The 21,667-nt window shown below is 73.1% G+C and carries 20 protein-coding genes; 5 read left to right on the forward strand and 15 right to left on the reverse strand.

Annotated features, from left to right (window positions below; genetic code table 11):
- Window positions 1-6: 6 nt before the first annotated feature.
- Together ACWD26_RS08175 and ACWD26_RS08180 are read left to right on the forward strand one after the other, a co-directional pair.
- A complete protein-coding gene (locus ACWD26_RS08175; protein WP_451267488.1) occupies window positions 7-972 on the forward strand; it encodes an ATP-binding cassette domain-containing protein in 966 nt (321 codons plus the stop codon).
- Entirely contained in the window at window positions 959-1,894 is a 936-nt protein-coding gene (locus ACWD26_RS08180) for an ABC transporter permease (RefSeq protein WP_451267490.1), read from the forward strand. The genes ACWD26_RS08175 and ACWD26_RS08180 overlap by 14 nt, the downstream gene beginning before the upstream one ends.
- A gap of 9 nt (window positions 1,895-1,903) precedes the next feature.
- On the opposite strand, the gene ACWD26_RS08185 is transcribed toward ACWD26_RS08180, so the two are convergent.
- From ACWD26_RS08185 to ACWD26_RS08250, 14 genes are all read right to left on the reverse strand, one after another.
- Window positions 1,904-2,515, reverse strand: coding sequence for a flavodoxin family protein (locus tag ACWD26_RS08185; protein WP_451267492.1), 612 nt, complete (start codon window positions 2,513-2,515; stop codon window positions 1,904-1,906).
- 84 nt (window positions 2,516-2,599) lie between these two features.
- Window positions 2,600-3,151, reverse strand: a complete 552-nt coding sequence (locus tag ACWD26_RS08190; protein ID WP_451267494.1) for an NUDIX hydrolase — start codon at window positions 3,149-3,151, stop codon at window positions 2,600-2,602.
- Between the two features lie 44 nt (window positions 3,152-3,195).
- Window positions 3,196-4,509, reverse strand: a complete 1,314-nt coding sequence (locus ACWD26_RS08195; protein WP_451267496.1) for an amidase — start codon at window positions 4,507-4,509, stop codon at window positions 3,196-3,198.
- 57 nt (window positions 4,510-4,566) lie between these two features.
- Window positions 4,567-5,916 (reverse strand): tetrahydrofolate dehydrogenase/cyclohydrolase catalytic domain-containing protein, encoded by a 1,350-nt coding sequence (locus ACWD26_RS08200; protein ID WP_451267498.1) that lies wholly within the window; start codon window positions 5,914-5,916, stop codon window positions 4,567-4,569.
- Between the two features lie 7 nt (window positions 5,917-5,923).
- Window positions 5,924-6,382, reverse strand: coding sequence for a hypothetical protein (locus ACWD26_RS08205; protein ID WP_451267500.1), 459 nt, complete (start codon window positions 6,380-6,382; stop codon window positions 5,924-5,926).
- Between the two features lie 125 nt (window positions 6,383-6,507).
- The gene (locus ACWD26_RS08210) at window positions 6,508-6,921 is read right to left on the reverse strand and encodes a DUF4913 domain-containing protein (RefSeq protein ID WP_451267502.1); all 414 of its coding nucleotides are present in this window, start codon (window positions 6,919-6,921) and stop codon (window positions 6,508-6,510) included.
- Window positions 6,918-8,678 carry a type IV secretory system conjugative DNA transfer family protein gene (locus ACWD26_RS08215; RefSeq protein ID WP_451267504.1) on the reverse strand — a complete coding sequence of 587 codons (1,761 nt, stop codon included), beginning with the start codon at window positions 8,676-8,678 and terminating at the stop codon, window positions 6,918-6,920. Before ACWD26_RS08215 ends, ACWD26_RS08210 begins: the two co-directional genes overlap by 4 nt.
- 358 nt (window positions 8,679-9,036) lie before the next feature.
- Window positions 9,037-10,533, reverse strand: coding sequence for an ATP/GTP-binding protein (locus ACWD26_RS08220; protein ID WP_451267506.1), 1,497 nt, complete (start codon window positions 10,531-10,533; stop codon window positions 9,037-9,039).
- Window positions 10,530-12,023: an SCO6880 family protein gene (locus ACWD26_RS08225; protein WP_451267508.1), complete on the reverse strand. Its 1,494-nt coding sequence runs from the start codon at window positions 12,021-12,023 to the stop codon at window positions 10,530-10,532. The genes ACWD26_RS08220 and ACWD26_RS08225 overlap by 4 nt, the downstream gene beginning before the upstream one ends.
- Before the next feature lie 154 nt (window positions 12,024-12,177).
- Window positions 12,178-13,359 carry a hypothetical protein gene (locus ACWD26_RS08230; RefSeq protein ID WP_451267510.1) on the reverse strand — a complete coding sequence of 394 codons (1,182 nt, stop codon included), beginning with the start codon at window positions 13,357-13,359 and terminating at the stop codon, window positions 12,178-12,180.
- Between the two features lies 1 nt (window position 13,360).
- Window positions 13,361-14,158 (reverse strand): hypothetical protein, encoded by a 798-nt coding sequence (locus tag ACWD26_RS08235; RefSeq protein WP_451267512.1) that lies wholly within the window; start codon window positions 14,156-14,158, stop codon window positions 13,361-13,363.
- Window positions 14,159-14,189: 31 nt separating this feature from the next.
- Window positions 14,190-14,486 carry a hypothetical protein gene (locus tag ACWD26_RS08240; RefSeq protein WP_216589855.1) on the reverse strand — a complete coding sequence of 99 codons (297 nt, stop codon included), beginning with the start codon at window positions 14,484-14,486 and terminating at the stop codon, window positions 14,190-14,192.
- Window positions 14,487-14,863: 377 nt separating this feature from the next.
- Window positions 14,864-15,124, reverse strand: a complete 261-nt coding sequence (locus ACWD26_RS08245) for a hypothetical protein (protein WP_451267514.1) — start codon at window positions 15,122-15,124, stop codon at window positions 14,864-14,866.
- The gene (locus tag ACWD26_RS08250) at window positions 15,121-15,669 is read right to left on the reverse strand and encodes a DUF6668 family protein (RefSeq protein WP_451267516.1); all 549 of its coding nucleotides are present in this window, start codon (window positions 15,667-15,669) and stop codon (window positions 15,121-15,123) included. Before ACWD26_RS08250 ends, ACWD26_RS08245 begins: the two co-directional genes overlap by 4 nt.
- 285 nt (window positions 15,670-15,954) lie before the next feature.
- Between ACWD26_RS08250 and ACWD26_RS08255 the strand changes: the two genes are divergently transcribed.
- The 3 genes from ACWD26_RS08255 to ACWD26_RS08265 all read left to right on the forward strand — a co-directional run bounded on the left by ACWD26_RS08255 (window position 15,955) and on the right by ACWD26_RS08265 (window position 20,445).
- Complete coding sequence (locus tag ACWD26_RS08255; protein WP_451267518.1) at window positions 15,955-16,992, forward strand: peptidoglycan DD-metalloendopeptidase family protein; 1,038 nt, start codon at window positions 15,955-15,957, stop codon at window positions 16,990-16,992.
- Window positions 16,993-17,084: 92 nt separating this feature from the next.
- Entirely contained in the window at window positions 17,085-17,915 is an 831-nt protein-coding gene (locus ACWD26_RS08260) for a hypothetical protein (RefSeq protein WP_451267520.1), read from the forward strand.
- Between the two features lie 7 nt (window positions 17,916-17,922).
- Window positions 17,923-20,445: a hypothetical protein gene (locus tag ACWD26_RS08265; RefSeq protein ID WP_451267522.1), complete on the forward strand. Its 2,523-nt coding sequence runs from the start codon at window positions 17,923-17,925 to the stop codon at window positions 20,443-20,445.
- 165 nt (window positions 20,446-20,610) lie between these two features.
- Here the strand turns inward: ACWD26_RS08265 and ACWD26_RS08270 are convergent, their stop codons facing one another.
- A complete protein-coding gene (locus tag ACWD26_RS08270; protein WP_451267524.1) occupies window positions 20,611-21,618 on the reverse strand; it encodes a M28 family metallopeptidase in 1,008 nt (335 codons plus the stop codon).
- Between the last annotated feature and the right edge of the window lie 49 nt (window positions 21,619-21,667).

The raw sequence follows: 21,667 nt of genomic DNA on the forward strand, positions 1-21,667 counted from the left end.
GGAGCCATGAACGACGCAGCAGCCATTCACACCCAGGGTCTGACCAAGACCTTCCGGGGCGGCCAGGTGGCCGTGGACCACCTGGAACTGACGGTTCCCAGCGGCAGCGTCTTCGGGTTCCTCGGCCCGAACGGCTCGGGCAAGACCACCACCATCCGCATGCTGATGGGCCTGATCGAGCCGACTTCGGGCACCGCCCGGGTCCTCGGCCGGCCCATGCCGCGCTCCACCCGGACCGTGCTCCCGCACGTGGGCGCCCTCATCGAGGGCCCCGCGCTGTACGGGTTCCTCTCCGGGCGCGACAACCTGATCCGCTACGACTCCGCCGACCCGACCGCCGACCCGCGCACCCGGCGTACGCGGGTCGCGGCCGCGCTCGACCGGGTGGGGCTCACGGCCGCCGCCGGCAAGAAGGCGAAGGCGTACTCGCTCGGTATGAAACAGCGGCTGGGCCTCGCCTCGGCGCTGCTCCAGCCGCGCCGCCTCCTCGTCCTGGACGAGCCGACCAACGGGCTCGACCCCCAGGGGATGCGGGAAATCCGTGGCCTGGTGCGGGAGTTGGCGTCCGACGGCACCACCGTCTTCCTCTCCTCCCACCTGCTCGACGAGATCGAGCAGGTCTGCACCCATGCCGCCGTCATGGCCCAGGGCAGACTCGTCACCCAGGGCCCGGTGAGCGAACTGGCCGCCGGGGCGCGCGGCCGTCTCGTCGTCGTCACCCCCGACACGGCGGACGCGGCCCGGTTGCTCAAGGAACAGGGCCTCGGGGACGTGGTCGTGGCGGACGGGGACCGCGCCGGCGAGGGGGGCCGGGTGACGGCCGAACCGCCGCCACCCGACCGCGACCTCGCCGAACTGAACGCCGCACTGGTCACCGCGGGCGTCCGCGTCCGCGGCTTCAGCCTCGAACGCGCCTCCCTGGAGGACGCGTTCGTGGCGCTCACGGGGGAGGGCTTCGATGTCGCGGGTTGAGACGCCCCACGGGAAGACCGGGGGAGAGGTGACGTCCGACGCCGCCTCACCTGCCGCCCGTACGCCCAGCCTCCTGTGGACCTTCGGGCTGTTCCGCAGCGAGTTGGTGACGACCTTCCGGCGCTGGCGGACCCTCGCGCTGCTGGCCGTGCTCGCGGCGGTGCCGATCCTCGTCGGCATCGCGGTGAAGATCGAGACGGGTGACGGGTCGTCGACGGGTGGCGGACCGGGCGGTGGGCCGGGCGGCGGCGGGCCCGCCTTCATCGCGCAGATCACCAACAACGGGCTGTTCCTGGTGTTCACGGCGCTGGCCGCGACGCTCCCCTTCTTCCTGCCGATGGCCGTCGGAGTGGTCGCCGGGGACGCGATCGCGGGCGAGGCGAACGCGGGCACCCTCCGCTATCTGCTGGTCTCCCCCGCCGGCCGGACCCGGCTGCTGCTCACCAAGTACGCGACGACCATGACGTTCTGCCTGGTCGCCACGCTGGTCGTGGCCGCCTCCGCACTGGCCGTAGGGGCGTTGCTGTTCCCCCTGGGCGACCTGACGACGATCTCCGGGACACGCATCAGCTTCGCCGAGGGGCTGCTGCGGGCGCTGCTGATCGCGCTGGCGGTGGCCGCGTCACTGATCGGGATCGCGGCCCTCGGCCTGTTCATCTCGACCCTCACCAACAGCGGCATCGCCGCGATGGCGACGACGGTCGGGCTCCTCATCACCGTCCAGATCCTCGACCAGATCCCCCAGCTCGACGCCCTCCACCCGTACTTCTTCTCCCACTACTGGCTCTCCTTCGCCGACCTCATGCGCGAGCCGGTCTACTGGGAGGACCTGCAACGCAACTTCGGCCTCCAGGCCGTGTACGCGGCAGTGTTCGGCTCGGCGGCCTGGGCGAGGTTCACGGCCAAGGACATCACCGCCTGACGCGCCCCCTCAGGCGGCGGTCGCCGCAGTGGTCTCCGTGTCGTACGGGAAGCGGGCGTACGGCGGTTCCCCGGCCTCGGTGAAGAACGTCTTCGCGCGGGTCAGGGCCGCCGTGTCGCGGAGTACGTCACCGGGCTTGCTGCCGTTGCCCAGCAGCACTCCTCCGAACCGCATGCCCAGGTACGCGGCGGAGTTGTTGAGGGTGCCGACGAGGGGCTCGGCGACCTCCTCCTCGTAGTGGGCGAGCGCGGTGACGCCCCAGAGGGTGCGGCCGGCCATCGTCTTCTTGAAGTCGAGGCCGGGGGTGCGCAGCCAGCCCGACCAGTGGTCGAGGTACCGCTTGACGTGGGCGGAGACGGAGTACCAGTACAGCGGCGACACGATCACCAGGTCGGTGGCCGCGAGCGTCGCGTCCAGCAGCAGCGCCCTGTTGTCGCCCCGCGGACGTACGTGGTCGCTGTCGTGGCGCAGGTCCTCGAAGTCCGGCAGCGGGTGCTCCGCGAGGCTCAGCCAGTGTTGCTCCACGTCGGCGGGCAACTGCTCGGCGGCCGAGCGGGCCAGCGTCTCGGTGTTGCCGGCGGGCCGGCTGCTGCCGAGAACGAAGAGGAAGCGGCGGGTCATGGGATCCCCCTGGATGCATAGCGTACGACGATTACACGCATGAACAATAGTTGCACATGCATGAGATGCCAAGGGGGTAGGCCGTCACGCCCGTACGGCCGGGTCCGGGGGAGGCAGTTCCAGGAGCAGGGCCATGACGCCGACGAGGGTGGCGCTGCTGACGATCTCCCGGCGGGTGATCAGGCCGGGCACGTCGGACAGGGGGATCCACTCCAGGCGGTCGGATTCGTTCTGTTCCGTGGGCTCGCCGACGCGCCGGGCGTCGTCCGTGCGGAAGACGAAGTGCCGGGTGTCGGTGATTCCGGCCGCCGGCTGTGCGTGGAGAAGCTCCCGCAGCGACCCCGGGCGCCACCCCGTCTCCTCCTCCAACTCCCGGGCCGCCGCCTCCTCCGGCCGCTCCCCGTCCTCGACCAGGCCCATGGGCAGTTCCCAGGCCCAGGTGTCCGTGACGAAGCGGTGGCGCCACATCATCAGGACCCGCCGCCGGTCGTCCACGGCCGCGGTCACGGCGAGGTCCCGCAGGCGGACCACGTGGTAGTCGCCACGGGTGCCGTCGGGCCGTTCGACGTCCAGCGAGCGCAGCCGGACCCACGGGGTGTCGTGGAGCGTGCGTTCGCCGTGGACGGTCCATCTCATGTCGGGCTCTTCTGTGCTCACTGGGCAGCGGGGTCGGTGTGGTGTCAGGGGCGGGGTCGGGAAGGCGAAAAGGGACCGGGGCGCGGGAGACCGGCTTCGGCGGCTGCCACACGCAGCAGTGTCAGCTCCTCGCCGTGCCGGGCCACGAGGTGCAGCCCGACCGGACAGCCCTCGGAGTCGAAGCCGGCCGGGATGCTCATGGCGGGATGTCCGCTCAGGTTGAACGCCCAGGTGAGAGCCGTGGAGTAACGCTCACCGGGGCCGTCGTGGCCGTGCGGGGCGTTGGGTGTGGCCGGGGTGAGGACGAGGTCGGCCTCGGCGAAGAGCGCGGCGAGCCGCCGGTCGTTCGCAGCACGCAGCTCCCGGGCGGCCCGGAGGGCGGCCCCCCCGAGGCCGGACGCCACCCCGGCTTCGGGCGCCGGCGCGGAACGGAGGGCCGACCAGGCCGGCGCGGGGTTCTCCAGGCGTAGGGGCGTGTCCAGGCGTACGAGTCGGACGAGGCCGGTGTCCGCGAGGCGGAGCGCCGCACGGTGGGCCACGGCGGCGGGTTCGGGATCGGTGTCGGCGAAGCCGAGGTCGGCCGACCAGACGGCGGTGAGGGGACGGCACGCACCCTCGGCGGTCTCACCCGTCACGCAGCGCCAGTACGCCGCCGCGTCCGAGGCGTACCGGGTGAGGACACCGGCCGCCGCGAGGCCTGTGCGGTCGGCGGAGGGCAGGCGCCCGTTCGTGGTCTTCAGGCCGACGACTCCGCACCACGCGGCCGGGATGCGTACCGACCCGGCACCGTCCGTGCCGGTCGCCATCGGCACCAGGCCCGCGGCGACCGCCGCAGCGGACCCGGCGGAGGAGCCGCCCGGCGTCCGGTCGGCCCGCCAGGGGTTGACGGTCCGGCCGCCGGCCCCCAGGCCCCAAGTCTGCCAGGGGGTGCCGGGGCCGGGCACGGAGGTCGCCCCGACCGGCACACATCCGGCCTCGATCAGGGCCCGCGCGGGCGCCGTACGCAGCCCGGACCGCCCCTTCACCCCGACCGGCACCCCGGCCAGCGGCAGCCGTACGCCCGAGTCGACCCGGGCGTCCACCTCCGCCGCCCGCCGCAACGCCTCCTCGGCCCACACCTCGACGAACGCGCACAACGCGGGCTCCGCCTGCTCGATCCGGGCGAGAGAGGCGGTGACCACGTCGACGGCACGGACCTCGCGGGCGCGTACGGCGGCGGCGATCCGCTCGGCGGAGGGGAGGGAGAAGCCGCCGGGGGGAGAGGAGTTGGGCGGCAGAGTGCCGGGTGGCGGGCAGTCGGGCCGTGGGTGGATGTGCGGCTGCATGGCCTTCTCGAACTCGTCGAACTTCGCGGGCATGTCCAACTTTCCGAGTCGCTCTGGCCTTCCGGTTCTCCCTGGCCTCTCCGGGCCGGCTCAGCGGCCCCGGCCGCCCGGGGCGGGTGGCTTCGGCGGGGTGGGGGTCTGCGCGCGGGCCGTCGCGGACGGGCCGGCGGTGGGTCCGGCCGAACCGCCGGGCCCGACGGCGCTGCGGCCGATACCGCTGGTGCCGCCGGCGCCACCCCCGCCGGTACGGCGCTTTGCGGCCTCCGCGATCGGGTTGCCCGGGCTGCCGGAGGCCGACGACTGCCGCGCATCACCCGCGCCCTGCCCGCCGGCCTGCGGCGATGCCCCAGGAGCCCGAGGGGCGGGAGCCTGAGGGCTCGTCGCGCCCTGGCCGGTCGTCGACCCCTGGTCGGTCGTCGACCGCCGGCCCGCCGCACTGCGCAGGGCCGCCGATCCCTGCCCCGGCCCCTGTTGTTCGCCGGCGGCCCCACTCCTCGCCTGTCCGGCGGACGACGACGCCGCCACCGATGCCGTCGTCGCCTCCGGGGCCGGCTGGGTGAGCTGCTCCTTGGTCAGGTACGGGCGCGGCTCGACCTTCCAGGCAGGGGCGCCCGGGTCCACCTCGCGGCGGACGACGCGTTCCATGAGGGTGGCCATCTCGACCGGGCCGATGCCGCCGGGGACGGGGGTGAGGTGCTGCGGGATGTCGTAGGCCGCCCGCTGGACGTCGCCCTTCACGCTGCCGTCCGGCTGCGGTACGAACCCGGAGTCGACGACGAGCCGGTGATGGGGACGGAGGTGGTCGGGGCCGAGGATGCCGGGGTTGCCGGTGACGGAGACGACGATGTCGGCGTCGCGTACCCGCCGGAGGTCGTCGCCGGCGTCGAGTTCCATCAGCCGGTGCCCCTGTTCGCGCAGGGTGGTGACGACGCCCTGCCCGACGAACCCCTTGCTGCCCACGACCGCGATCACCGGGTCGTCCTGGGCGAAGGGCTCCACGACCCGGCAGATCCCCTCGGCTGTGGCGCACGCGGTGTAGGGGGAACGGCCCTTGGTGAGCGCGTCGATGTCCTTCGCGGGGTCCATGCGCTGCACGAGCGGCTGGAGATGGGCCGGCGGCGGGAACTGCACGATGATCGCCCGGGTCGCCGGATCCTGGTTGGCCCGCTCCAGCACCGCCGCGAACTGCGCACGCGTGGTGCCCGGCGGCATCACCACATGGTTCGCCTCGAAGCCCAGGTGCTCGAAGCTCTTCACCTTCTGCTCGGCGGAGACCTTCGACGCCTCCAGCTTCACCTTCCAGTCGGGTGGATCGTCCTCCGCCGGTTGGAAGCGGATGATCGCCACACGCTGTCCGGTCGGGGCCACGGCATCCCGGTAGGGGGCGTACAAGTCCTTCGCCTGGCGCAGGACGTCACGCCCCGACACATGCTCGGTCATCCCCGGCTCACCCCCGAGTCGCTTCGTGCTCGATCCGGGCGAGCACCTGGGCCACCGGTTCGAGCTTGTGGCCGAGGAGTTCCTCCACGTCCCGCGCGGTGAACGTCCGGTCGCCCGACAGGTCGTCGGTGTGACCGTCCGGGCCCGCCGAGAGCGTGATCAGGGTGAAGGACTCCGGCCCGGTCGGGTCGTGGTACGAGAACGCGCCGAAGTGGGCGATCCAGAAGACCTCGACCGGCTCGGTGCCGAACGCCCGGTGCAGGGCGGGCAGTACGGCGTCCGCGACGCTGCCGAAGTCGTCGGTGATACCCCGGTCGTCGGGGTTGCTCGCCAGCTCGGACACGACCGCGACGGCCCTGCCCGTGACGGTGGAGTGCGCCGCCCGCACCAGGGTGTGCGCCCGGCCGGCCCGGCGGTGGCGCCAGTCGACGACGTCCTCGAAGTACCGGAGGGTCGAGTTGTTCATGGCTGCTCTCCTGTCGGCCGCGGACGACGACTCCGGGCCTGTTTCCGCTGGTGGTCGCCTTGTGATCCGTTGTTGCGTCGGTCCAGGGTAGGGGGGTTGGTCTCCCGGCCCGGGAGCCTGCCGGCTCATGCGCCCGTCCCGTACGGCTCGACGGCCGGCGGCTGCTTCGCGCGGTGGGTGCCCGCCTTGCAGCCCGCGAACGGGCCGCCGGGGGAGCGGAGTTCGGCCATGACGGGGCCGAGGTGGTCGCGGTGCCAGACGGCCGGGCTCGACGCGCCCGCCGTCGGGTCGGTGAGCTCCTGCCAGGCCAGCCAGAGCGCGTGCAGCCGGGCCACCGCCTCCAGGTGCTCCCACCAGCGAGGGCACCAGGGCTGCTGCGAGGTGGCCTCGCGGCCGTAGACCGGGAGGAGCAGGTCACCGACCCAGACGGCCAGGGCGTGCATCTCCTCGGCGTACTCGGAGCCGTCGAGGTAGAGGATGAACGGCGGAGCGGGGGGAAGCGCCTGTTCGTGGCCGGGCTGTTCGACTGTCGTGGTCATCGGGCGATCCCTTCGATCCCTGTCGCCGCCCTGGCCGTGATCGCCTTGACCTCGGCCTGGGCGGCGCGTGCGATGCGGTCGGCGCCGGGTTCGGCGTACCAGGGGCGCAGGCGGACGAGCGCGGGCTTGACTCCGGTGGCGAGGAGGAGGGCGGTGCCCTTGGGGAGGGCGCGGATGCGGTCGGCGGGCAGGATGCGTTCGAGGCGGTACGAGGTGGAGCGCGAACGCCCGTCCTTGCCGCGCGAGTAGCTCACCGTCGACACGTCATGCTCGCCGACCAGGCGCGAGACCTTCTCCACGAAGTCCGCGTCGTCCAGGCCCGCGCCGAGCAGCTTGATGGTGGCGGCGCCCCACAGCGCGTCCATGCCCGCCTCGCCCCACACCCGCGTGCCCTGGCGGTAACTCTGCAGCAGGGTCACCACGTTGATGCCGCGCGAGCCGAAGTGGGAGTAGAGGTCCGGGAGGTCGGAGATACGGCAGACGTTGGCGGCCTCGTCCAGCACCGCCGTCATCGGCGGATCGAGACGGCCACCCATCCGCTCGGCGGCCATGACTCCCGCGCGCAGGACGGAGTCCGCGCACGCGGCGATGACACCGGCCGCCGAGCCGCCGCCGTCCTTGGAGAGGAGGTAGAGCGTGTCGGAGGACAGGGCGTGCCGCTCGGGCAGGAACCGCGGCAGCTCCGGGTCCGGGCTCACCCAGGCCGCGATCGCCGGGTCGAGCAGGCAGGCCACGCACTGGCGGGCCGTCTCGTAGATGCCGTCCCGGGTCTCCACCGCGCCCTGGACGGTGCCCTGGAGCTGGTCGGCGAGGGCCGCCATGCCCGCGTCGCGGAGCAGGTCGACCGGCGTACGGTCGGCCGGGTCCGCGAGCCAGGCCAGCACCTCGTCGACGCGTCGCCCGCCCCGGTTGGCCGCGTGGAAGAGCGCGGTGAGCGTGTTCTGGGCCGCCGAGATCCAGAAGTCGCGTTTCGACGCGTCGTCGTTGACCGCGCCGACGAAGTGGCCGGCGAGGCGGCGGGCGCCCTCGATGGTGGCGGCGTCGGCGAGCATGTCCCACCACAGGCCGCGCGGGGTGTGCGCGATGCCCTGCGGGTCGAACGTCCAGACCGTGCCCGCGCGTTCGCGCTCCGCTCGGGTCACGCTGTACACGTCCGCCTTGTTCGAGGTCAGCAGGACGCTGCCGCGGGCGCGCAGGACGCGCGGGACGGCGATGCCGGTGGACTTGCCGGCGCGCGGTGCCATCAGGTCCAGCTCCACGTCCTCGTAGCTGCTGCGGAGTTCGGGGCCGCCGGGGTCCAGGTCGCCGAGGAGGTTGCCCGTGTCGTCCGGGGGGAGCTTGCCCGACCTGGGAAGTGACGGGCGGAGTTGGCGGGCGCGGGCGGCGGCGCCCTTCGGGAGGAGGGCGGAGAGTTCGCGGCGGCCGGCGAGGCCGGGGGGTTTTCCGCCTTGGCGGCGGACCAGTACGACGAGGGTGACCAGCAGGGCGGTGGTGGTGCCGAACACGGTGGCGATGCCCGCCGTGACCGCGCCGGGCGAGGCCGTGGGCCATACGGCCGCCGGGCCCTCGGTGACGAGGGTCTTCAGTGTCTCCAGGGAGAAGGGGGGCGGGTCCCAGCCGGCGCCGGTGAGGGCGGCGGCCAGGGTGCCGCCGAGCCAGGCGCCGCAGAAGAGGGTGGCGAGGAGGAGGGCGGCGGCGGGGATGAGCCAGGGGAGGAGTTCGTCGGTGGTGGTGTGCTGGTGCTTGCGTGTGGCCATTTCTGTTCCCCCGTCAGCTGATCGATTCTTGTCTCGCCCCCGCCGCCCCTACCCGTCCCTCCCCCACTCTCCGCTTCGCTCGAGCGGGAGGTGCCCCCATCCAGGGGCTGCCGCCCCTTCGACCCCGCCACGCATGAGCGCTCGGGGCGGGGGGACGTACGGCGGGTGCGGGTGCGGGTGCGGGTGCGGGTGCGGGTGGTTGGTGGTTGCTCGCGCAGTTCCCCGCGCCCCTTGAGCGCCTGCGGCCCTCCCGGGGTGAAAAGCATGGGGCGAAGCCCCTGCTGTTCAGGGGCGCGGGGAACTGCGCGAGAAGCCCCCACTCACCCGCACCCGCCAGACAAACCCGCACCCCCCGAGCTCATAGGCGCCCGGCGGCCTTGGAAAGGGCCGGCTTCGGCGTCCACCTCGTGTTCGTGTTGTGCAAGTCCCGCTCCGTGTCCGTGATCGACACCTTGATGGGGATCCCGGGCCGGCCGCCGACCTTGATCAGGAAGCGGCCACGACCCGGCGGCTCCTCGTTGCCCCCGGTGCTGGCCCAGCCGGGCGGTGAGGACCATGACGAGACCAGGTCGATCTCGCGCTCCGACAGGCCGACGATCTCGCCGAGTTCCCTCATCTCCGTACGGGGGAGGCCGGCGCACACCACCATCCCCGCACGCTCCACGAAGCCGCGCGCCTTCGCCCGGTCGGCCTCGCTGCCGAGCGCCTCCGCGTCCTTCAACGTGTGTGTGATCTTCGCGTCGCCGAGGCCGAGGGAGCGGTTGAGGCGGGTGAGCGCGTCGATGCGCTCGACGATGCCGGAGGCGGCGCGCAGGGGGCGCCACAACTCGTCCAGCACGGTGAAGAACCAGCGCTGCGGCGCCAGGCCCGCGTCCGCGAGGGCGTGGGCCGCCGCCACCGTGCCCAGGCCGTCCGACCACGCCGCCAGCATCGCCGCGGCCGTGAGCTGTGTGTCCGCCTCGCCGATGCGGGAGATGTCGACACAGACGGCGGGCGAGGCCGGGTCGATACGGGTGGAGGTCTCGGACGCGAACGTGTCGCCCAGCGGGCCGTCCAGCACGCCCAGCAGGGAACGGTGGAGCGGGTCCACGGCCTCCTGGTAGCGCGCCACGTCGCCCCGGTCCAGCGTCACCGCGCGGACCCGGTCCGGACCGTCGTCCAGCACCTTCAGCAGGTCGGGCAGCAGAGGGGCCCGGCCCGGCTTCGTACGTTCCGCCAGGTGGTGGAGACAGGCCGACAGCACCGACTGCTCGTGGTCGTCCATCGGGCGGCCCCGGACGATCGTGATCAGCGCCGCGACCATGTTCAGGACACGGCCGTGCGCCTCCGCCGCCAGTACGCGGCCCCGTTCGCCGCCGATCCGGAGCGCCGCCTCGCCCATCGCGCCGGGGTCGAGGACGTTGATGCCGCCCACCCCGCGCCCGATGGAGATGACCTGGCCGCCGAGCGCCCGCACGGTGTCGGCGTAGTCCGGCTTGAGGTCGCCCAGCACCAGCGGGGTGATACCGGTCGCCGCCATCCCGATCAGCATCCGGTTGACCAGCGTGGACTTGCCGAGGCCCGGCATGCCCAGCATGAAGAGGGACGGGTTGGAGATGTAACGGGCGCGGGTGAACCAGGAGATGGGGTCGCCGCAGACCGTGGCGCCCGTGTGCAGGTGCTGGCCCAGCGGCACGCCCGTCATCGGGGCGCCGGAACCCGCCGCGAAGGGCCACAGGCCGCACGCCTGGACCGTCGTCGCCCGCCACAGCGCGGGCGGGTCGACATGCGCGACCTGGCCGCCGCCGGGGCCGAACCACCCACGCGGCGGCGCCGTCTGAGGACGAACAGGACGTGCAGCAGCGTGCTTGCTCACAGCGCCTCCCGGATCTGGTACGGAACGAGGGTGTGCTCCCACGGCAGCAGGCCGACGGGGAGGGTGCAGGTGAACGCGGAGGCCTGCATGCGGTCGGCGGGGCGCATCAGGATGCGGGACGACGCCTGGAGGTTGCGTACGGTGATCGCCGCGTCCGGCAGCTGTTCCTCGCTGTCCACGGTGACCGTCACCATCAGCGAGAACTCCACGAGCCCGGCGCCCGCCGCCTCCTCGGCCGCCGTCTGCTCGGCCGCCTGCATCTCGGAACTGGCCCGCGCCTGGACCAGACCCCGCTTCGAGCCGGCCATGAAGTGCGCGGCGCGACGGTCGGCCTCGACGATGCGGGCGGAGGTCGCCGGGTCGATCGGGCGGTAGATCAGCGAGACCCGCTTGCGGCGGGTGCCCGACGCGGGCTCCAGCAGGCCCCGCAGCACGCTCGACCGGACCGTGCCGCGCGGCGCCAGCGTCAGCATCCAGGTCCGTGAGACACCCGAGTCGTGCTTGTACGACTGCACCGACTCGACCGCCGCCGCCGGGCCAGCGTCCGCCCATTCCAGCCCGGTGCTCGACTGCTCGGCGCGGGTGCTCAGCACATCGGGGGCGACGGCCGGGTCGTACGCCACGCGCACGATCTCCGCGAGCCGCTCGGCGGACAGCGGGTACGCGGAGCCGCCGCCGGCCGCGACCAGGCCCGACAGCAGACCGGGCAGCCGCATCGACAGGTCGGTGATGACGTCCTCGACGTCCCGCTTGGGGCCGCCGGTGGGGCCGTAGGTCAGGGCGATGTAGGTGTGCATCTCCGAGGAGGCGGACGGGTAGCGAGCGACGACCTCCTCCATGACCGCGCGGGCCGCGGCCGGCGCGTCCGGTGAGATGCGCGGCAGGACCTCGGCGGCCAGCCGCGTCCCCGTGTCCGGCGCGGTCTCCACGACGACCTGGGCGCCGCGCAGGCCCGGCTCGTGCGAGAGCCGGGAGAGCCAGTCGCCCCAGGACGCCACCCAGATGTCGACCTGCTCGGGGTCGACCAGCGAACCGCCGTCCGGCTCGCAGGCGAGGACGACCGTGCAGAGGTTGCGGCCGGGGTGGTGGATCACCCCGAAGGCGCGGTTGTAGGCGTCCCGGCCCTCGTACATCTTCGTACGGGCGAGCAGACCCGGCGGGTGGTAGCGGCCCCCGGGGCGCTTGGAGAGCGGGCCGGAGACGTACGTGGTCGAGCCGTTCGCCTTGCGCCTGAGCCAACCGATACGCACCGCGGCCACCTGGTAGATGTTGCGGCCGTCCACCGTGCGCAGCGCGAGCGGGGCGAGGAAGAGGCCGAGGGGGATGAGGACGAGGATCGCCGCCGTCAGCGAGACCAGCGAGGCGAGCAGTGCGACCAGGAGTCCGCCGAAGGCCACGACGGTGCCGAGGAGGCCCAACGGGCCGAGGCCGGGGCGGCGGGGGCGGCGCCAGTTTCCGTAGGTGGGACGCGTGAGGGCGTCGGTGGACATGGGGGTTCCTTCTTCCGGCTGAGGTCGCTGGGTTTTGAGTGCCTACGAGCTCGGGGGGTTCCGCGGTCTGGCGGCTGCGGGCGCGTCGTGGTCGCTCGCGCAGTTCCCCGCGCCCCTGAGGGCCTGCGGCCCCTCGACGGGCGCGGGGCTCGCCCTACTGGTTGTGGCCCTTCATCCCGTCGTTGTCGTCCAGGGAGCCCGCGACCTCGGATGCCGCCTGCATGCCGGTCTGGACGACGACCGCGGCGGCCTGGACCGCGACGGCCGCGCCTGCCGTGGCCGCTCCCGCGGCGGCGGTACCGGCCGCCGCGCCGGCGCCTCCGGCACCGCCCACGGAGGAGCCCGCGCCCGAGGAGGGCGAGCCCTGGGGGCCCGCGGAACCGCCGCCCCCGCCGCCGCCCGACTGACCGGCGGCGCCGACGGCACTGCCCGCGATGCTGACCGCGCCGGAGGCCATGTTCTTGGCGGCGCCCAGGGCGACCGTGCCGCCGGAGGTGGAGCCGAGGGCGGCCGTGGCGGGGACGATCAGCTTGAGCAGGGCGGGGAGGGCGAACACCGCCATGATCAGCATGCCCATGCCCGCGATGACCTGGTCCAGGTCCTTGGTGTCCTTGGTCATCGAGGTGGCCGAGTAGATGATCAGAGCCGCCGCCGGCTTGTACAGCAGCCAGGCCGCGAGCCAGCCGATGTGCTTCTTCCACCAGCCCTCGCCCCACCCGGTCATCGAGGAGGCGGCGGCCAGTGGCAGGGTGCCGACCAGCATGATCAGGACACCGATGCGGATGTACATCAGCACGATCTGCACGAAGCTCGACAGCATCACCAGCAGGCCGAAGATCAGCACCAGACCCGGCTGGTTGAGCGTCAGCACGCCCAGCATCTCGTTGGCCTTGTCACCCAGATCCGATCGCGCGTAGACGTCCTTGGCGTACGCGTCCGACGCCTTCATCAGGGCCGTGACCACGGGTACGGAGGCCGCGCCGACGAGGATGACCTTCCACATCCCCAGGAACGCCTGTCTCATCGACTGGCCCTTCCGGTCCACGGCCATCCGGATCGCCGCGAGCAGCAACGACGCCACCGCCACGTATCCGACGATCCAGTTGACCTCCGCGGTGATCAGTCCGATGGGACTGTCCGAGGCCGCCTGGCCGTGGCCGCCGCCGTTTCCCGCCGGGTTCTCCACATCGATGTTCAGCCAGACGCCGTTGAGTGCCTTGAGCACCTCCGCAGCGCCGTCGCCGATCGCCTTGGCGAAGACGACCACGGCACCCTCGGTGAACTGCTTTCCGCCCTCTTCGATCAGGCAGTCGTAGATCTTCCAGGAGCAGCCCATCTCACGCCTCCCAGGTGACGAAGCCGTCGGTGCCGCTGACCTGCGACACACCGCTGTAGACCGTGCCGTCCCGGTCGGGGGAGAGCTTCCAGTCGCCGTCCTGCCAGCGCACGGTGACCGAGGCGGAGCCGTAGCCGCCCTCGCCCATGCCGCGCACCAGGACCATCACGGTCGCCTGCGTCTCGTCGTACGACAGGACGGCGAAGCCCGCGTAGCCGCCGGCGTCCGGTGAGCCCGTGGTGGACTTGTCGGCCTCCTGGGAGCGGCTCGCGATCAGCGCGTCCCGCCCGGCGCCCGGCACGACCTGCCGGTCGACGACCTCGCGCCAGCCGTCGTAGCTGAGGTGGTCGGTGATGGAGTGGACCGCCATGACCGCGCCCAGCGGGGTGTGGGCGAAGCAGGACCAGACCGGTCCGTCGTACTTCAGCGGGCCCGCCGCCTTCGAGACCGGGACCAGGCCGGTGCCGTTGGCCTTCCAGTGGAAGTCGCGCGGCGCCTCGGTCGGCTTGGCCTGGTCGCGGTCGTCGGTGCGGCAGCCGGCGGGCCGGGCGTCCGAACCGCCGCCGCCACCGTCGCCCTCACCGGAGTCCGAGGTCGAGTCCGACGTCGAGGTCGGCGCCGGGCTCGGGCCGCCGGACGCGCCGGCCGGCTGTTCGGAGCCGTTGCCCGTCACCGCGAAGAGGACCGCGAGGACGAGCAGCACGGTCAGGAACCCGGCCGACAGGATCCAGCCCCGCTGCTGCCAGAACGGCTGTTCCCACTCCCCGCTGCCCCCTTGGGCCCGGCCGGAGTTCAGCATCGTCGCTCCCCCTTTCGACTCGCTCGGACGACTAGAAGACGAAGTTCACGAGCGGGCCCGCGGTCGCGACCAGGACACAGCCGCCGAGGACCATGCCGAGCCGGCCCATGTGCTCCGAGCCCTCGCCGCGGCGCATGGAGATCGCCATCATCGCGCCGGTGATCAGCACACCCGCGACACCGGCGGCGGTGCCGGCCCAGGCGACGATGCCGAGGACGGTGTCGACCTTTCCGGTGAGTTCGGCGGGGGCGTCGCGGTTGGGGTTGGGGACCGTGCCGTCGGCCAGGAAGACGGACTGGTGCGCCTTGGCGGCTATCGCGTGCAGCATGTGGTTTCTCCCGTTGTCTCGGCCGGCCGCCGTGGGCGGGCAGACCGACGTCAACTGATGTGAGCGGATGGGACATTGGGATGCTTTCGGGGCCGGTGTGACGTACGCGGGTTCCCGGTCGCCCTGTGAGCTTGGCGACTCCTGTGAGCCGAAACCAAGCGATGTAGTGATCCAGCACCTGTCGGTGACGTGCTCGTGACAGACGGGAACTCCTCGTCATGTCCGGAACATTGACGCCCCGTCAGAAACGGCGGGACCTGCGACGAAGCGGAAGGGGTCGCACCGGTGTTCGTCTCCGGGGTGGTTCACGTATGACAACGGCCCGCCGGTCGACGTGTGACCGGCGGGCCGTTGCCCCTGTCCTGCTTACGCTCTCCCTACAGCACGAACCCCACAATCGGCCCCGCCGTCGCGCCGATGATGCAGGCGCCCATGACCATGGCGAACTGGCTGAGGTGTTCGTCACCCTCCCCGGATCTGAGGGAGACGGCCATCCGCGAGCCGACGATCAGCAGCCCGCAGACACCGGCCGCGGTGACCAGCCAGGCGAGGATGTTCAGCACGTAGTCGAGCTCGTTGGTGACCACGGCCGGAGGCGCGGCCAGCGTCGAGGCGGCGGCGTACAGGGTGCTGCTCATGGGGTCCTCCCGGTCAGACGGGCCAGCGCCGCGCTCTCCCTCGGCGGCGGGCCGGTGAGGTCGCCGGTGCGCCAGGCGGGCACCCAGGGCACGCGATAGACGTCTATGACGGAACCGATCACCTTCACGCGCTGCACCAGCTGCCGGGGCAGCCGGCCGGGCGCGTCCGCGACCAGCACGATCGCGTCGAGGTCGAGCCCCGGCGGCGCGTCGCCCCGCCGGAAGATGTCCAGGGTGTGCGAGACCGCGTCGAGCCCGGCGGCGTGCGTGCGGCCCACGAGGAGCACCGACGCCGGTTCACCGTGCTCGGGACGCGGCCAGTTGCGGCCCGCGTCATGACCGCCGAAGACGGTCGCGAGGGTGGTGGACCCGGCGCCGCCGTGCGTGGCGACCCAGGAGAACCGCCGCGCGCTCGCGGCCGCCCGGGGCGGCGGATCCTGCGGCCTCGCCTCCGGCTCGCCCACCGGCCCACGCAACCAGATCTCCGGCCCGGCCGCCGCCTGTCCCGCACCCGGCTGCATCACCGCATCACCGCTCTCCACCACTCCCCGTTTCCGCCGCTGACCACAGCAGTCTCGCTGATCGCAGCAGTCTTCCTGAGTTCGTCGTGCCCGTCGCACCCGGCGTGGTGCGCGCCGCGGGTTCCGTGTCCGGTGCGGCGCTCTCCCTCGATCTTCACGGCGGCGGGGCTGCTTGGGAATCGGGGCGTGAGTTCCTGCGACGAGCCTGTGACGCGCTGGTGACGCGCGGAACGGGGGTGAGCGGAGAGACTCGACTGCCTGGCCACAAGTGGCAGGAGCATGACGGGACTTCGACGCTGAGGGGAGCAGATGTCCAACGGGGGAGGGTCCGTCACGACCTGGGTCGTCGGTGGCTGCGTGGCGGCCGTGATGATGCCGGTGGTCATGATGGTCGCGGTGAGCGGGGGCGGCGACGCCGAGGCCGAGGAACAGGGCGTCGGCGGCGGCCTCAAGTCCGGCCAGGTACCGGCGGAGTACGTGCCGTGGGTCCTCAAGGCGGGCGCCATGTGCGACGTCATCAAGCCGGCCGTGATCGCCGCCCAGATCGAGGCCGAGTCGGGCTGGAACCCGAACGCCAAGTCCCCGGTCGGCGCCGAGGGGTTGAGCCAGTTCATGCCCGGCACCTGGCCGAGCTGGGGCAAGGACGACGACGGCAACGGCCGGATCTCCCCGTACGACCCCGGCGACGCGATCATGGCTCAGGGCCGTTACGACTGCGCCCTCGCCGAGCAGGTCCAGGGCTACAAGGACAGCGGTCAGGCGACCGGCGAGACCCTCGACCTGGCGCTCGCCGCGTACAACGCCGGCCCGGGCGCCGTGCAGCGGTACGGCGGCATCCCGCCCTACACCGAGACGCAGAACTACGTCGTCCGCATCATGTCCCTCATCGCCAAGTACGAGTCGGTGGACGACCCGCCCGGCAAGCTCCCGGAGGGCAGGGAGATGGCGATGCCGCTCTCCGGCAACCCGCCCGTGACCTCCCCGTACGGCTGGCGCATGCACCCCACCCTCGGGGTCCGCAAGCTGCACACCGGCACCGACTTCGGTGCCGCCGCCGGCACGCCGGTCCTGGCCGCCCGCGACGGCGAGGTCACCTTCGCCGGCTGGAGCAACGGCTACGGCAACCGCGTCGTCATCTCCCACGGCACCATCAACGGCGACCGCGTCTCCACGACGTACAACCACATGCTGTCCGGCCTCAGCGTCAACGTCGGCGACAAGGTGAAGGTCGGTCAGCGGGTCGGTCTGGTCGGTTCGACGGGCTACTCGACGGGCGCACACCTCCACTTCGAGGTGATGCAGAACGGGGCGTACGTGAATCCGGCGCCCTGGTTGGGGCTGCGGTGACGGCGCGATCGGCGCGATCGGGGTGGACGGCATGGACGGCATGGACGGCGCGATCGGCGAGGAAGGACACTGAGGTGAGGAGGGGGAAGAGGGTGGACACGAGGGGCGTTGCGCGCGGCGGGCACGGCGGGCACGACGGGCCGTACGAGTCGGCCGGAGTCACCGGGTTCGTCGGCGCGGCCGACGGACTCGGATGGGCCGGCCGGGCGGCCGGCGGGCTCGGCAGGGCCGGCCGGGCGGGCGCGGTCGTGCTCGCGACGGTGACCGGTGTGGCGGTCCTCGCCGCGTGCGGTCTGGAGGACCACCGCGACACGGCGGGCGGCACCACGTCCACTTCCGAACCGTCCTTCACCCCCAAGGCTCCACTGCCGTCCGGCAAGTCCCTCGGCCCGGACGCGCACGTGCCGAGCCCCACCGGTGTAGACGACACGGACGCGACCGCCGTGGCCGAGGCCTGGGCCGAGGTCGCCTACGGCTACGACACGAAGTACGACTCCGGTCCGCATGACGCGGTACTGCGCTCCGCGCGCTGGTTCACCGCCGACAAGGCGCAGGCCGAGCGCTCGTACCGCCCCGCGAGCGGCGCGGGCGACCAGTGGAACTCCTGGGCCGCGCACGAGGCGTGGACCACCGTCGAGGTGGAACTCGACGACGACGGCGACGCCCCCTCCGACTCGGCGAGGGACGCCTATCGCGCCCTCTTCGTCGACGGCAGGGCGTACGGCCGAGACGGCTGGACGGGCACCGGCCCCCAGGCCACCGTGTACCTGAAGCTGGTCCGCCCGGGCAAGGGCGAGCCGTGGCGGGTGGACGAGGTGCGTACGGTGGAGGCAGCGGTGTCGGCACCGGAGCCGTCGGCGGCGAACTCCACGGCGACACCCCCTGCTTCATCCGCCACTTCTCCTTCTGCCCGACCCGAGTGAGGGAACGATGACTCGACTCAGCCGCGAACAGAAGCGGGAACTCAAGCGTGCGGGGCGTGCGCCGGCCGGACTGACCCCGATCGACGTGCGCGTCTCCGCGGAGGCGGGCGCGACGGTCGGCGGCATGCCGGTACCCCCGTCCGCCGGGGAGTCCCTCCAGGCCGCCGCCCTCCACTACCTCCACCGCCTGGCCCTCGCCACCGGCCACCCCGTCCTCGCCGCCGTCCACGACGAACGCATCGGCTACGTCGTCCCCCTCCAGGTCCACGTCGACGGCTCCAGCCACTACGCCGGGGAACCTGTACGGGTGGGGGAACCGAGGGGCTTCGTGACGACGCCGGGTACCGAAGAGGGCCTCCGGGCCGGGACCGCGCCGGTGAGCGAGGCGACGGCCGGGGTCCAGGGCCAGGGCGCCGGACAGCACTCGGCTCCGGTGGCGCGTGCGTCGGAGGGTGGCTTCTCGGCGCCGTCGGTGGGCGGGCGTGCGGCTCCGGGCGCGGATACGCACGGGGCTCCGCCCAGGCCGACAGCCGAACCCGCGCCTGTGGCGGAGCGCCCGGCGGGTACGGCTGCGGCGTCACACCTCGGCGAGGGCGCGGCCCCGTGGACGACACTGGCCCCGGCCGACCCACCGGCGGCCGCGCAGCCCCCACGCCGCGACCGCTCGACCCACGCACTGCGCGCGGTACCGGAGTCGGCGGCGCCGGCGCCTGAACCGGCGGACAGCCAGGGGCAGTCGGCGGCTTCGCCCAGTACGGCACCTCATGCGCACCGGCCGCCGCAGTCGCAGTCGCAGCCGCCCGTCCAGCTGCCCGCCCAGCCGGGTCGGGAGCCCGGTACGATGCGGTTGTCGGCGGCTTCGGTGGCGGCCGAGTCGGGTGTTCCCGCGCCGGAGCCCGAGCGGCCGAGGCGGGAGCCGAGCACGCTTCCGCTGTCGGCGGCGAAGCCGGCTCCCGCCGCAGCCCCCGCTCCCGCACCCACCCACACGCCGGAGCCGGCCTCCCCCGAGGCGGAGCCGACGCAGGCTCCGGAGGCGAAGCGGGAGCCGCGGACGATGCCGCTCACGGCGGCGAAGGAGAAGCAGGAGGGACAGGCGCCGGAGCCCGCGGCGGGCGGTGTCGCGCCGTCGACCTTCGTGCTGCGCGCGGTGCCGGAACCGAAGGACGGCCCGCTCGCCCGGCCGCCCCGGACACCGGGCCTGCCGCTGACCCTCCCGGGCCTCCCGATGGACCCGGACAGCAAGCCCCCGACACCCGCACCCGCCCAGCACACGACCTCCGCCCAGAACACGACCCCTGCCCAGAACACGACCCCTGCCCAGAACACGACCCCTGCCCAGAACACGACCCCCGCCCAGCACACGGCCCTCACCCAGGAACCGGCCCCCACCGCCGGCACCGTCTCACCCCCCACGGGCGAGTTCGGCCCGGTCACGCACTCCGAACCGCCCCCGCCCCAGGCCGGGACAACCACCCACCCCTGGCACCCGAACGGGCCCTCCACCCCGCCCCAGGTCGCCTCGAACACTCCACGACCGGCTCCCGCCTCCCTGGAGCCCCAGCCCTGGCCCCCGAGCCAGAACACGGCACCGGTGCAGCCCCCCGCCCGTCCCTCGGATGCCGTCACCTCCCAGGAGTCGCAGCACGTCCCGCTGAACCCGCAACCGTGGCCCGCGGCCCCGGCCGACGACCCGACCCCGGAGCAGTTGCCCGAGCCGCCGCCCCCCGCACCCGCGCCCGCATCGGCGCAGTCGGACCCGTCGGACCCGTCGCACCTGTCGGACTCGGCACCGGAGTCGGGCCCCGCCTCGCTGGAGCCCCAGCCGTGGCCCCCGGCCCCGCCCTCGATCCACACGACCACCCCCGCTCCCACCCCCGCGCCCGCCCCGGCCGCGCTCGCCCCTCCGGAGGAGTCCGCCACCGACGCCTACTCCGCTCCCGAGTGGAAGGTGCTGGAGGAGGACACCGGCCCGAAGCCCGCGCCCGTGCGGGAGTTCGACGCGGTGGCCGAGGCGGTGCTGGACACGGGGGCGGAGGACGACGGCGGTACGGCGTCACCGTTCGCGGAGCCCGTGTCGCGGATCAACGAGGCGGTGAAGGTGGGCCGCATCCAGGAGGCCGCGGAGATGGCCGAGCAGACGGTCGCCCAGGCGACGGCGACGCTCGGCCCGCAGCACCCCGAGGTACTGAGGCTCCGCGAACTGACCGCTTACATCGCCTACTTGGCCGGTGACGCGCTCAGGTCGTTCCATCTCTCCCTCGACCTGGCCCGCCTGCGCCACCACCTGGGCGACCCGCGTGCCGCGTACGGCAACATCCAGAGCGCGGCGGCGGCCTGGCGGGCCGTCCGCGACCCGCTCCAGGGCCTGCACCTGGGCCGCGACCTCATCGCCGTCTGGACCGAACTCGCCGCCGACGCCGGCCCCGCCGCCGACGACCTGGAGCAACTGGAAAAGGCCCGCACCCGTATGACCCGCCTCACCGACCGAGCCCGAGCCCTCGACGCCGCCCCCTACGCCCAGGGCCAGTGACCACCCCAGCCGAAGGGCACCAGAGCCCCCGGCCCCACCATCACCTGGCCTGACTCCGCACCCACCACACACCCGGGGCCGGCCGCGGCAACCCCGCCGGCCGACCCCGGAACCACACCCCCTACACCACCTACACAACGCCGCCCGGGCGCGGCGGCGCCGTCCTCACTCCGACAGCTCCCACACCGCGTACGCCAGCGCATCCCCGTTCCGGTCCAGCGCCGTGTCGTTGATGTTGGACGTGGTGTCGCAGGACGAGTGGTAGCAGCGGTCGAACGCCTGCCCGGACGTGCCGCCCCACTTGGCGACCTGGGCGGCGGTCTTCGTGCGGCTCGCGCCCGTGAAGAGGCCGCCGACGGGGACGCCGGCGCTCTTGAAGGGCGCGTGGTCGGAGCGGCCGTCGCCCTCGGTCTCGATCTCCGTCGCGACGCCGATGCCCGTGAAGTAGTCCTTGAAGGTCTGCTCGATGACGGGGTCGTCGTCGTAGACGAAGTACCCGGGGTTCGGCGAGCCGATCATGTCGAAGTTGAGGTAGCCGCTGATGCGGGCCCGGTTCGCGGCCGACAGGTTGTTGACGTAGTAACGCGAGCCGACCAGCCCCAGCTCCTCCGCGCCCCACCAGGCGAACCGCAGATGCTTCGTGGGCCGGTAGTTCGCGCGGGACACGGCCAGCGCGGCCTCCAGCACTGCGGCGGACCCGGTCCCGTTGTCGTTGATGCCGGGACCCGAGGAGACACTGTCCAGATGTGAACCGGACATGACAACCTGATTCGTGTCGCCACCGGGCCAGTCGGCGATCAGGTTGTAGCCGGTGCGACCGCCGGAGGTGAAGGACTGCACGGTGGTGGTGAAGCCCGCCGCGTCGAGCTTGCCCTTCACGTAGTTCAGGGACGCGGTGTAGCCGGCGCGGCCGTGCGCCCGGTTGCCGCCGTTCGCCGCGGCTATGGACTGGAACTGCGTGAGGTGTGCCTTGACGTTCGCCACCGGCAGGTCGGGGGCGGCGGCCACCTCCACGGACGGCGCGGCGGCGCCCTGGGCGGCGGGGGCCGCCCCGGCCGTCGACCCGGTGGTGAGCAGCGCCGCCGCCGTGACGAAGGCGGTGGCGGCGGTGGCGGCGGCCCGCCCTGGTCTGCGGCCGGCGGCGGACTTCAGCTGCGGAACGGAGAGCTTCATGTGGGGGCTCCGAATTCCAGAGGGACCTCATGGGCAGCTGGTGGCCGGC

Source organism: Streptomyces sp. NPDC002787, from assembly GCF_053592095.1.